Genomic DNA, 11,851 nt, shown 5'->3' with positions numbered 1-11,851 from the left:
CAATCCATGAACTACGCATCCCGGACTTGACGAAAGACATAGAGGCACCCCCCGGGGCCCCGGGGCCGTTCGGGCGAAGGGCCTACGCTGGCGGTATGCCTGTCTCACGGACCAGGAAGCCCAAGCAGAAGCCGCGCGAGCCCGCGCGGCCCCAGGCGCGTGGGCGGGGGAACGCGCCGCGGCGGCTCGCGGCGGCGCTGATCGCGGCGTTCCTCGTGTGCGTGCTCGCGGTGGGCGGCCTCTCGGCGCTCTCGGGCGGCGAAGCGGACGGGGGTGGGGGCGCAGACGGCGAGGGTGACGCGTCGGTGCAGCCGCTGCCCTCGGACCACCCCGCGCTCGACGTGGCCCGCAGGGACGCGGACGACCCGCTGGCGCTCGGCGACGCGGACGCGCCGGTCGTGATGATCGAATACGTCGACTTCCAGGACGCGTTCAGCGGCATCCACGCCCGCCAGACGCATGACGCGCTGGTGGCCGAGTATGTGGAGAGCGGCGACGTGCGGATCGAGTTCCGCAACTATCCGATCAACGGCCCCGAGTCCGACGCCGCGGCGCGCGCGGCGTGGGCGGCGGGGCGGCAGGGGCGCTTCTGGGAGTTCTACGCGGCCGCGCTCGGCGAGGAGTTCCACCGGGACAGCGGGCGGTTCGAGGAGGAAGGGGCGCGGGCGCTCGCCGAAGAGGCCGGGGTGGCCGACGTGGACAGGTTCGCGGCGGACATGGAGTCGGACGAGGCGTTCGACGCGGTCCAGCGGGACGCCGACGAGGGGTTCGACCTGGGGGTCAGCAGCACCCCCTCGTTCATGATCAACGGGCAGGCGATCGAGGGCGCGCGGCCGCTCGACGAATTCAGGGAGCTGCTCGACCAGTTGATCGAGTCGGCCCCTTAGGTCGCCGATACGACACGACCGATCACTCAGCGCCATGAGGTGAGCGGGCAGACGGTCACCGGTCGCCGTGATGCGGACGATTGCCGCCAATGCCGATCGGATGGCCGTGAGGGGTCCCTCGGCCGGTCTAGCGTCCTCCTCCATGGCCAAGCATCGGAAGAACCTCCTGTGGCGGCGGACGCACCGAAAACCCATGCCCGTCGCCCTCCGCGCTGCCGCGACGCTGACCCTGGCGGGCGCCGCGTCGGCCACCGCGCTCGACGGCTCGGCCCTGGCCGAGCCCGAGCCGACGCTCGCCGAGGTTGAGGAGCGCGTGGACGCGCTGCACGCCGAGGCCGAGGAGGCCACCGAGGCGTTCAACGCCGCGACCGAGGCGGCCGAGGAGGCCGAGGCCGACCTCGACGACCTGCGCGACCGCGCCGCCCGCCGCACCGCCGAGCTGAACGAGGCGCGCGACGCGCTCGGCTCCCAGGCGGGCGCCGAGTACCGCACCGGCGGCCTGCCCGCCGCGCTCCAGCTCGCGCTGTCCGCCGACCCCGAGGACTTCCTGCGCCGCGCCGACCTGGTGGACCGCGGCGACGTCGGCAGGGCCAGGGCCCTGCGCGATGTCGAGCGGCGCGTCCGCGACATCGAGCGGCTGCGCGAGGAGGCCGAGGACCGCGCCGAGGCGCTGGCCGAGGCGCGCGAGCGCGCGGCCGAGCAGCGCGAGGTGATCGACGACCGCATCGACGAGGCGGAGGAACTGCTGGCCACCAGGACCGCCAAGGAGCGCGAGCGGCTGCTCGGCGAGGAGCGCCAAGGGCCGGTCGCCCCCGCGAGCGCGGCCGTCGCGACCAGCCCAAGGGCGGCGGCCGCGGTGGGCTACGCCTACGCGCAGCTGGGCAAGCCGTATGGGTGGGGCGCCACGGGTCCCGACGCGTTCGACTGCTCGGGCCTGACCCAGGCCGCGTGGCGCGCGGCGGGCGTCGCGCTGCCGCGCACGAGCTACGCCCAGGTCGACGCGGGCACCCGCGTCTCCCGCGCCGAGCTGGCCCCTGGCGACCTGGTCTTCTACTACTCGGGGATCAGCCACGTGGGCATCTACGTGGGCGACGGCCAGATCATCCACGCCTCGCGCGCGGGCACCCCGGTCCGCATGGCCCCGGTCGACTCGATGCCGTTCGCCGCGGCCACCCGACCGGCGTAACGCCCCCGGCCGGTTCAAGACCCGGCGTCCCGTGGGGGCGCGCCGGGCCCCCGGCCGGGGAAGGCCCGCCCGCGGCGGGCGGCGAGAGGCGTTCGCGGGTATATCTCAAGAGTGCGGTCCCCGATGAGGCGGTCCCGCCCCGGGTGCGCGACGCCGACGCGTTCGAACGCTCACGGGCCCGAACGTTCACGGGCCCGAACGTTCACGGGCCCGAACGCTCACATGCTCGAACGTTCACACGCTCGAACGCTCACACGCTCGAACATGGCATCGGCAAGCGGAGGTTGACCCCGCGGGGCGCACCCGGGCCCGGCCGGTCCCTGGCGTCCCGCGCGGCGTGGCAAACTGTCCGGCCTGCACCACCGACCCCCGAGCGGCCCCCACCCGATACGAAAGGTCGGCATCGCCATGTCTGTGACGCAACAACTGGGCGGGCCCGCGGCCCGCGGCCTCCTTCCCGGCACCGGCGGCCCCGGCGGCGGCCTGCGCGAGAGCGCGGCGCGGTTCGCGCTGCTGCCGCTGCGCCTCTTCCTCGGGCTGACGTTCCTCTACGCGGGCGTCGACAAGTTCACGGACGCGGGCCCGTTCAGCGACGCGATGACCGCGGACACCGTGGAGCGGATGCTCGACGCGTCCAGGGACCAGGCCGCGGCGGGCTGGCTGAGCGACCTGGCCCTCGACCACCCCGCGGTCTTCGTCAACGGCGCGGCCGTGGCCGAGATCGCGGTGGGCGGCTGCGTGCTGATCGGCCTGGCGACGCGGTGGGCGGCGGCGGGCGGCGCGGTGCTGGCCCTGGCGTTCTGGCTGACGATCAGCTGGAGCACCGACCCTTACTACTTCGGCTCCGACCTGCCGTTCCTGATCGGCTTCCTGACGCTGCTGCTCGCGGGCGCGGGCCCGATCGCGGCCGAGCGCGTCATCGCGGCGCGGCAGGCGCGCAGGAGCGGACGGCTGTTCGGCTAGCGCCCGCGCTCGACGGCGCGGCGCCGCGCGCGCCGCGCCGTCAGCGCCGCCATGGCGACCGCGGCCGTGCACAGCAGGCCGAGCGGCAGCAGCGCGAACAGCACGGGCAGCGGCACATCGGCGTTCCCCGTGGCGCGCAGCACATGCAGCAGCGCGATGGTCAGCGCGACGAGCCCGAACACCAGCCGCGGCGGCTCGAAGCGGTGCGGCCTGCCGCCCGTCGTCTTTCTCATCCCCGCTCCAACGCGATGAATCCGAGGCCCATCTCAAGGCGCAGCTCGACCGTGCCGCCAGGCTCGACGCCGTCCGGCGGGGCATAGGTCTCCGTCCGCCGCTGGTCGATGCCGCCCCACGTCTCGTCGGCGTCGGAGCCCCGGCTCACGAGCGTGTGCGGCGGGGCGTACTCGAACGCGCCCACGCCGACCTCCGTGTGCACCGTGACCTCGGCGCCGAGCGGCACGACCACCCGCACCTGCCCTGCCCCCGCCTCGACGCCCGTGCTCACGCCCTCTCCCGGGGCGAGCTCGATCGCGCTGAGGTCGAGCACGGCGTTGCCCGAGCCCAGCTCGTACCCGTCGCGGACGGCCGAAGCGGTCGATGGACTCCAGCGGGTGTCGGCCCAGCTCGTCGTGATGTTCTCCGGCAGGACCGAGGCGCCAGCGAGCAGCACGCCCGTCGTGACAACCGCGACCACGGTGCCGCCGCCGAGGCGCCCCCAGAACGCGCTGAGCACGAACCCCGCCCCAAACACCGCGAGCGCGGACGCGAGGCCGATGACGAGCGTCGTGCCGAGCGGCTCGCGCTCCCACGCGGCGGCCGTGCCGAGCACCGCGGCGCACAGCGCGAGCAGCAGCACGGGCCCGCCGAGCCTGGCCTCGGACTCCTGGGGCGGTACCGGCGAGCGCGGCGGCGGAACGGGCCATGGCTCGCGCGGGCGTTCCCCGTGCGGGAGGCCGTGCGGGACGCCGGGCGGCGAGGCGGGCGGCGGCAGGTCCCCCGGCGACACGTCGGCCGGGCCCCACAGATAGCGGGGGCCGCCCGGCGGCCCGTGGCCGTGCCACCACGCGGGCCCGTGCGGGGCGGGCGGGGCGTGCGCCTCGGGCGGCGCCTCGGCGACGACCTGCGCGGTCGCCTCGTCCACGGGCGCGCCATCGGCGAGCGCGCCGCGCGTCGCGTCGCGCCTGCGCTGCCACAGCGCGACCCCGACGACCGCGCCAAGCAGCATCACCGACGATCCCGTGCCCGAGCCGTCGCGGCCGAGCGAGGCGAGCATGAGCCCGCACCCGGCGACGATGAACAGCAGGGCGGTGAGCCCTGGGCCCTCCACGCGCCCCGAGAGCATGCGGCGGCCCTCGTTCTCCTCCTCCTTCTCGAACGGGACGAGCAGCCACGCCACCCCGTACACCACCAGGCCCACGCCCCCGATGACCGAGAGCACCGCGAGCGGCACCCTGACGATGACGGGGTCGAGGTTGTAGCACCGGCCGAACCCTCCGCACACGCCGCCGATCACCTTGTGGCGGCGGCTGCGGGTCAACTGGCCGCCCTCGGGCCCCGGCTCGCGCCCCCCCTGGGGCTCAGGGGGCGCGAAGGGCCACGGCGGCGCCTCGGTCGCGGAGTCGTCGGTCATCCCCCCATGGTGACGCAGCCGCGCCACGCCCGGATCCGGGGTGCCCCCGGAGGAATCCCTGAGCCGCGTCCGGGGCACCCCTGATGCCGCCTTGACGCCGTTCGTGTGACGATCGACGCATGACGACCGCCACCCCCGCAGGCGCGGGCCTCGACGAGGCCCCGGTGCGAAAGCTGTACCGGAGCGCCGAGGGCCGCTGGCTCGGCGGGGTGGCCCAGGGTCTGGCGGGACATCTGGCCCTGCCCGTCTCGTGGGTGCGGATCTTCTTCATCGGCCTGCTGCTGTCGAACGGCCTCGGCGTGCTGCTGTACGGCATCTTCTGGTTCGTCGTCCCGCTCGGCGCGGCGGCGGCCAAGCCGGTGGCGCCGCGCGGGCGGCTGCTCCAGCGGCCCGACCGCGGGCAGTTGATCGCGGGCCTGGTGTGCGCGGCGACGCTCGGCGTGCTGGCCGCGAACGTCCAGTTCCCGATCAGGGGCGGCTATCTGTGGCCGATGCTGATCATCGGCGTCGGCGCGGCCATGGTGTGGCGCCAGGCGGACAACTCCCGGCGCGCGCACTGGGCCGAGGCGACCCGGCGCAGCCGCTGGCTCCCCCTGGCGCGCACGGGCGCGGGCGTCGCGCTGGTGTGCGGCGGGGTGGGCGCGTTCGTCGTGGGGCGCAGCGCCTCGGGCGACGGCAAGGGGCTCGCCCTGGTCGCCCAGGCGTCGGTGGCGCTGCTCGTCGGGCTCGCGCTGATGGTCGGCCCCTATGTCGTGCGGATGGTGCAGGACCTCAGCGAGGAGCGCACGATGCGCATCCGCGCCCAGGAGCGCGCCGAGGTGGCCGCGCACATCCACGACTCGGTGCTGCACACCCTCACCCTGATCCAGCGGAACGCCGAGCGGCCCCGCGAGGTCGCCAGGCTCGCCCGCGCCCAGGAGCGCGACCTGCGCGCGTGGCTGTACAAGTCGGCCGAGCGCCCCGCGCAGCCCGAGGAGGACGACGAGCCCGGCACGTTCGCCGAGTCGGTACGGAGCACGGTCGCGGAGGTGGAGGACCACCACGGGGTGCCCATCGAGGTGGTGTGCGTCGGGGACTGCCCGCTCGACGAGCCGCTGCTCCCGCTGCTCCAGGCCGCGCGCGAGGCGATGGTCAACGCCGCCAAGTACGGTGGCGAGGGCGGTCCCGTGCGGGTGTTCGCTGAGGTCGAGGGGCGTACCGTCTTCGTGTCGGTGCGCGACCGGGGCCCGGGGTTCGACCCCGACGCGGTCCCGGCCGACCGAATGGGCGTGCGCGAGTCCATCATCGGCCGGATGCAGCGCAACGGCGGCAGGGCGCGGGTGAGGTCCACACCGGGCGAGGGCACGGAGGTCGAGCTGACGATGGAGCGATCGGAATGACGAGCGGGCACGGTTCGAGCGGGCACGGTTCGAGCGGGCACGGTTCGAGCGGGCAGGGTTCGAGCGGGCAGGGTTCGAGCGGGCAGGGTTCGAGCGGCGGGGCGGAGCGGCCCCTGGCCCGGGTGGTGCTGGTGGACGACCACCGGATGTTCCGCGCCGGGGTGCGGGCGGAGATCGGCCGCACCGAGGAGACCGGGGTCGAGGTCGTCGGGGAGGCGGGCGACGTCGACCAAGCGGTGACCGTGATCAAGGCCGCGCGCCCCGACGTGGTGCTGCTCGATGTGCACCTGCCGGGCGGCGGCGGCGTGGAGGTGCTGCGGCGCAGCGCCCCGCTGATGTCGGCGGCGGACGACGCGGTGCGTTTCCTGGCGCTCTCGGTCTCGGACGCGGCCGAGGACGTGATCGGCGTGATCCGCGGCGGCGCGCGGGGCTATGTCACCAAGACGATCACCGGTGCCGACCTGGTGGACGCGATCTTCCGGGTGGCGGAGGGGGACGCCGTGTTCTCGCCGCGCCTTGCGGGCTTCGTGCTCGACGCGTTCGCCTCGTCCGACGCGGCCCCCGTAGACGAGGACCTGGACCGGCTCACCCAGCGGGAGCGCGAGGTGCTGCGGCTGATCGCCAGGGGCTACGCGTACAAGGAGGTGGGCAAGGAGCTGTTCATCTCGGTGAAGACGGTGGAGAGCCATGTCTCGGCCGTGCTGCGCAAGCTCCAGCTCTCCAACCGCCACGAGCTGACCCGCTGGGCGGCGGCCCGCCGCCTGGTGTGAACCCCGCGCGGGCTCACTCCCACTCGATGGTGCCGGGCGGCTTGCTGGTGATGTCGAGCGTGACTCGGTTGATGTCGTGGACCTCGTTGGTGATCCGGGTGGAGATCCTCGCCAGCAGGTCGTAGGGCAGCCTCGACCAGTCGGCCGTCATCGCGTCCTCGGACGTCACGGGCCGCAGCACCACGGGGTGGCCATACGTGCGGCCGTCGCCCTGGACGCCGACGCTGCGCACATCGGCGAGCAGCACCACCGGGCACTGCCAGATCTGCCGGTCGAGGCCCGCGCCGGTCAGCTCCTCGCGCACGATCGCGTCGGCCGCGCGCAGCAGGTCAAGGCGTTCGCGGGTCACCTCGCCGACGATGCGGATGCCGAGCCCGGGCCCGGGGAACGGCTGGCGGTGCACGATCTCCTCGGGCAGCCCGAGCTCGCGCCCGACCATGCGCACCTCGTCCTTGAAGAGCCTGCGCAGCGGCTCGATGAGCTCGAACTCCAGGTCGTCAGGCAGCCCGCCGACGTTGTGGTGCGACTTGATGCTGGCCGTGCCTGTGCCGCCGCCCGACTCGACGACGTCGGGGTAGAGCGTGCCCTGGACGAGGAACGCCACGTCCTCCCCCGCCTCGCCCGCCTCGGCGACCAGCTCGGCCTGGGCCTGCTCGAAGACCCGGATGAACTCGCGGCCGATGATCTTCCGCTTCTGCTCGGGGTCCGACACCCCGGCCAGCGCGCCGATGAAGCGGTCGGCGGCGTCGACGACGCGCAGCCGCACGCCGGTCGCGGCCACGAAGTCCTTCTCGACCTGCTCGCTCTCGCCCTGCCGCATCAGGCCGTGGTCCACATAGACGCAGGTCAGCTGGTCGCCGATGGCGCGCTGGACGAGCGCGGCCGCCACCGCCGAGTCCACGCCGCCCGACAGCGCGCAGATGGCGCGCTTGCCGCCGACCCTGGCGCGGATCTCCTCGACCTGCTCGGCCACGATCGACCCCGTGGTCCAGGAAGGCTCGATCCCGGCGCCTCGGTGCAGGAAGTGCTCGAGCACCTGCTGGCCATAGGTGGAGTGCAGGACCTCGGGGTGGTGCTGCACGCCGTAGAGCCGCCGCTCGTCGTCCTCGAACGCCGCGACGGGAACGGTGTCGGTCGAGGCCGTCACCGTGAACCCCTCGGGCGCGGCCGAGCACGCGTCGCCGTGCGACATCCACACCTGCTGCTCAACGGGGGTCCCCTCGAACAGCGTGGAGTCGGGCACGCTCACGCTCAGCACCGTGCGCCCGTACTCGCGGGCCCCCGAGTTGTCCACGGTGCCACCGAGGGCCTGGGCCATCAGCTGGAAGCCGTAGCACATGCCGAAGACGGGCACGCCCGCGTCGAAGAGGGCGGGGTCGATGCCGGGGGCGTTCTCCGCGTAGACCGACGCGGGCCCACCGGAGAGGATCACGGCCCGTGGCCTCCTGGCCAGGATCTCGGCCACGGGCGTGGTGGAGGGAACGATCTCGCTGTACACCCGGGCCTCGCGCACGCGGCGGGCGATCAACTGCGCGTACTGGGCGCCGAAGTCGACGACGAGGACCGTGCCGGTGTCCGTGCCGGTGTTCCCCCGCGCCTGGTTCTCCGCCGCCGTGTCTGCCGTGTCTGCCACGAAATGAGCTGCCTTTCTCGCCTTACCGGCGCGCCCCCGCGCGCGTCCCCTCGCCTCAAGCGAGTCTACCGACGGCCGGGGCGGAACGATTCCTCCTCCGCTCCACCGCTCCTCCCCCATCAGTCCCCACCAGTCCCCACCGATCCCCACCAGTCCCCACCAGTCCCCACCGATCCCGGCCGATCCCGGCTGGTCAGGGCCTTCGGCCGGTGGCATACTCGCCGCGTGATCCGTGCGACGCGCCTTCGCTCCTTTACCTATGGCACCGGCCTGGCCGGCTGCCGGACGGAGCGTCGCGCACCGCGTTGACCAGCGACATCCTTCGCGCCCCAGGCCCAAAGCGGCGGCCTGGGGCGTGTGTCGTGCCGGGCGGCGGCGGACGGACACCGGGGCTCCCATCGGTCCATCAGGACATCAGATCGAGGAGAACTCCCATGACACACACGACAAGCGAAACGTCGAGCGAGACGTCGAGCGAGACGAGCAGCGAGACCGCGGACGAGACGGCGAGCGATCCCATCGCCGAGGGTCGTGAGCGGATCGACGCGCTCGACGACCGGATCATCGCGTTGATCAGGGAACGGATGAACGTTTCCGATCGGATTCAACGGGCCCGGCTCGCGTCCGGTGGGCGCAGGATCCAGCTGGCCCGCGAGCTCGAGGTCCTCGGCCGCTACCGCGAGGCGCTGGGCAGCCCTGGCACCCGGCTCGCGATGACGCTGCTCGAGCTCTCCAGGGGACGCGCCTGAGCGCGCGCCACCCCCTTGACGGGCGTCACCCGTCCGGAGCGTGACCGGTCGCGGCCGGGCTTCGTTGAAGGGGGTGTCCCCGGGGCGATGAGGTGCCCCGGTCCTCGCGGTGTGGCGGGGGCCGGGCGCCGTGGGACCTCGCTCCGGTGCGGTGGCCGGGCAGCAGGGGACAGCAGGCCGGTCACGTCCTGAAGGCGGCCGGTCCTCGGGACGCCGGGGACCGGCCGCCCGGGTCGTGGGTTCCGGCTCTGGTTCCGGCTCTTGCGGTACTCCCGCCCCGTCGCGCACGATGCGGAAGGACACCTTCAGACCAGTTGGCGGACCACGGCATACCCCCTCCAATGGTCCGGCCAACGGCGGCGGCGCCTGCCCCCGGGCGCCGCGCCCAGCACCGGCGCCGCCCTGTCGCCCGTGCTGAAGCGGGGCCCCGGCCACCACGGCCGGGGCCCCGCCCGTGTGGGTACCTCGTGTCTCTTCTGTAACCCTTTCAGGTACAACCCTTTGCCCCGCGGGGCGGTCCTAGCAAGTGTCATCCCGGACCGCGGCCCCGACCGCGCCCGCGGTGGCCGCGGACTCCCCGATGACGGACCGTCCCATCGGGTCCGAGGGCGCCCGCACAGACCGAAGGGGCCCGTTCCTATTCCCCCGGGGGATGGGCCCCTTCGCCCTTCTCACGCACCACCCGCCTCCGAGGCCCCTCGGGCACCGGCAGCACCACGGTGGTGCGCAGCGCGCCGAACGCCTCCCGAGGCACCGCGGGGGCGCGCGGCGGACCCGGTGGCCCTTCTCGGTCAGCCGCAGCGCGGCCACGGCGCCGCCGAACCCCGAGCCGACGACGATCACGTCGTAGTCGTAGGCGCAGCCGGGGTCGCGGCCGGGGCCGGGGCCGTGGCCGTCGTCGTGTGCCGCGCCGCCCATCTACCGGATCCTCAGCGCCTTGAAGGCCCGCAGCGAGCGGGTGATGAGCGCGGCGTAGCGCCGGTCGTCCATGCCGAGCGAGGGGCCGAGCGAGGGGCCGAGCGAGGGGCCGAGCGAGGGGCCGAGCGGCAGCAGCCGCTGGCGGGCGACGGTCTGCGACTCGGTGAACCTGAGGATCCCCTCGGCCCCGTGTCTGCGCCCCACGCCGGAGTCGCCCATGCCGCCCATGGGCGCCCTGACGCTGCCATAGGCGGCGGCGTAGCCCTCGTTGACGTTGACCGTCCCGGCGCGGAGGCGGGCGGCGACGGCCGAGGCGCGGCGCGGGGAGCGGGACCAGACGCTGGCGTTGAGGCCGTACGCCGTGTCGTTGGCGCGCTCGACCGCCTCGTCGTCGTCGGCGACGCGGTGGAACGCGACGACGGGCCCGAAGGTCTCGTCGGCGGCGACGGCCATGCCGGGGGTGACGCCGGTGAGGATCGTGGGCTCGTAGAAGTAGGGCCCAAGGTCGGGGCGGGCGCGCCCGCCTGTCACGACGCGGGCGCCGCGCGCCACGGCGTCGTCCACGTGCCCCGCGACGGCGGCGAGGCGGGCGGCGGAGCACAGCGAGCCCATGTCGGTGCCGTAGGCGAGCGGGGCGCCGAGCCGCAGCGCCTCGGTGCGCGCGGTGAACGCGGCGAGGAACGCGTCGGCGACCGCCTCGTGCGCATAGATCCGCTCGACCGACACGCACAGCTGGCCAGCGGAGGAGAAGCACGCGCGCACGGCCCCGGCGGCGGCCCGTTCCACGTCGGCGTCGTCGAGGACCAACAGGGCGTTCTTGCCGCCGAGTTCGAGGCTGGCCCCGATCAGCCGCTCCCCCGCGAGGCGCGCCACCTCGCGCCCGGTGCGGGTCGACCCCGTGAATGTCACATAGTCGGCGCGCCGCACCACCTGAGGGCCGACCACGGGCCCGTCACCCAGCACGATCTGCCACACGTCGGCGGGCAGCCCGGCCTCGATCATCAGGCGCCGCGCCCACAGGGCGGTCAGCGCGGTCTCGGTGTCGGGCTTGGTGACGACGGCGTTGCCCGCGATCAGGGCGGGCAGGGCGTCGCCAGCGGAGAGCTCGAGGGGGTAGTTCCACGGGGCGATCTGCCCGACGACGCCGCGCGGCTGGCGCGCCTCCATGACGCGGGTCAGCGCGGGAACGGCCCCCATGTGCCGCCGCGGCCGCAGATAGGCCGGGCCCTGCCTGGCGTAGTGGCGGGCCGCGACGGCCACGCCCTGCACCTCCTCGTGCGCGTGCAACCTGGCCTTGCCGGTCTCCAGCTGCACCAGGTCGAGCACCTGGTCCTGGCGGCGCAGCAGCAGGTTGTGGAAGCGCAGCACGACCCGGCACCTGCGCCGGACGCCCCACGCCTCCCACGCCGCGCGTGCGGCGCGGGCGCGGGCGAAGACGAGGTCGATCTCGTCGCCGACAAGAGCGGGGAGCTCCGCCAGCACGCCCCCGGTCAGCGGCGAGTGGCACACCGCGGTCCCGCCGCCCACCACGCCGTCGACGAGCCCGGCCACCAACGCCTCGGGCACCGACGCCCCGGGCACGAGCCCCTCGGTCGCCAACTCATGCGTCATACGGGGAGGGTAGGGCCGCCCGAGGCGCTTGCCTACCCGCCGGTAAGAAGGTGTTCGCCGCACCGGCGTTGCGGCGGCGGCCACGGTCTTGACGCCCTCCCGCTCGCCGTCCGCCGGGGTGGCGC

Annotated in this window: 10 protein-coding genes and 1 pseudogene; 6 read left to right on the top strand and 5 right to left on the bottom strand. The window is 74.4% G+C overall.

Annotation, left to right across the window (positions count from 1 at the left end; translation table 11 throughout):
• The first annotated feature begins 95 nt into the window (after nt 1–95).
• The 3 genes from DEH69_RS31400 to DEH69_RS10625 all read left to right on the top strand — a co-directional run bounded on the left by DEH69_RS31400 (nt 96) and on the right by DEH69_RS10625 (nt 3,036).
• Nucleotides 96–887, top strand: coding sequence for a thioredoxin domain-containing protein (locus tag DEH69_RS31400; protein ID WP_181727361.1), 792 nt, complete (start codon nt 96–98; stop codon nt 885–887).
• Between the two features lie 193 nt (nt 888–1,080).
• Complete coding sequence (locus tag DEH69_RS10630; RefSeq protein ID WP_258534578.1) at nt 1,081–2,073, top strand: NlpC/P60 family protein; 993 nt, start codon at nt 1,081–1,083, stop codon at nt 2,071–2,073.
• Nucleotides 2,074–2,481: 408 nt separating this feature from the next.
• Nucleotides 2,482–3,036 carry a DoxX family membrane protein gene (locus DEH69_RS10625; protein ID WP_113686693.1) on the top strand — a complete coding sequence of 185 codons (555 nt, stop codon included), beginning with the start codon at nt 2,482–2,484 and terminating at the stop codon, nt 3,034–3,036.
• Here the strand turns inward: DEH69_RS10625 and DEH69_RS10620 are convergent.
• Both DEH69_RS10620 and DEH69_RS10615 read right to left on the bottom strand, forming a co-directional pair.
• Nucleotides 3,033–3,269 (bottom strand): hypothetical protein, encoded by a 237-nt coding sequence (locus DEH69_RS10620; RefSeq protein ID WP_113686692.1) that lies wholly within the window; start codon nt 3,267–3,269, stop codon nt 3,033–3,035. The genes DEH69_RS10625 and DEH69_RS10620 overlap by 4 nt on opposite strands.
• Nucleotides 3,266–4,666, bottom strand: a complete 1,401-nt coding sequence (locus DEH69_RS10615; RefSeq protein ID WP_258534577.1) for a PspC domain-containing protein — start codon at nt 4,664–4,666, stop codon at nt 3,266–3,268. The genes DEH69_RS10620 and DEH69_RS10615 overlap by 4 nt, the downstream gene beginning before the upstream one ends.
• Nucleotides 4,667–4,785: 119 nt before the next feature.
• Here DEH69_RS10615 and DEH69_RS10610 point away from each other — a divergent pair, with 119 nt between their 5' ends.
• Nucleotides 4,786–6,045 carry a PspC domain-containing protein gene (locus DEH69_RS10610; RefSeq protein WP_113686691.1) on the top strand — a complete coding sequence of 420 codons (1,260 nt, stop codon included), beginning with the start codon at nt 4,786–4,788 and terminating at the stop codon, nt 6,043–6,045.
• Nucleotides 6,042–6,815 (top strand): response regulator transcription factor, encoded by a 774-nt coding sequence (locus DEH69_RS10605; RefSeq protein WP_309302778.1) that lies wholly within the window; start codon nt 6,042–6,044, stop codon nt 6,813–6,815. The genes DEH69_RS10610 and DEH69_RS10605 overlap by 4 nt, the downstream gene beginning before the upstream one ends.
• Before the next feature lie 13 nt (nt 6,816–6,828).
• On the opposite strand, the gene guaA is transcribed toward DEH69_RS10605, so the two are convergent.
• Entirely contained in the window at nt 6,829–8,343 is a 1,515-nt protein-coding gene (gene guaA / locus DEH69_RS10600) for a glutamine-hydrolyzing GMP synthase (RefSeq protein ID WP_258534580.1), read from the bottom strand.
• A gap of 539 nt (nt 8,344–8,882) precedes the next feature.
• Here guaA and DEH69_RS10595 point away from each other — a divergent pair.
• Nucleotides 8,883–9,197 carry a chorismate mutase gene (locus DEH69_RS10595; RefSeq protein WP_113686689.1) on the top strand — a complete coding sequence of 105 codons (315 nt, stop codon included), beginning with the start codon at nt 8,883–8,885 and terminating at the stop codon, nt 9,195–9,197.
• Between the two features lie 771 nt (nt 9,198–9,968).
• Here DEH69_RS10595 and DEH69_RS32005 read toward each other — a convergent pair.
• Together DEH69_RS32005 and DEH69_RS10585 are read right to left on the bottom strand one after the other, a co-directional pair.
• A pseudogene (locus DEH69_RS32005) lies at nt 9,969–10,115 on the bottom strand (FAD-binding protein); the annotation flags it as partial.
• Entirely contained in the window at nt 10,116–11,726 is a 1,611-nt protein-coding gene (locus DEH69_RS10585) for a succinic semialdehyde dehydrogenase (protein ID WP_113686688.1), read from the bottom strand.
• Between the last annotated feature and the right edge of the window lie 125 nt (nt 11,727–11,851).

Origin of the sequence: Streptomyces sp. PT12 (genome assembly GCF_003311645.1) — a bacterium.
Lineage (GTDB): Bacteria > Actinomycetota > Actinomycetes > Streptomycetales > Streptomycetaceae > Streptomyces.
Note: the sequence above shows the minus strand (reverse complement) of the source record. Positions and strands in the feature narration are given on the sequence as shown.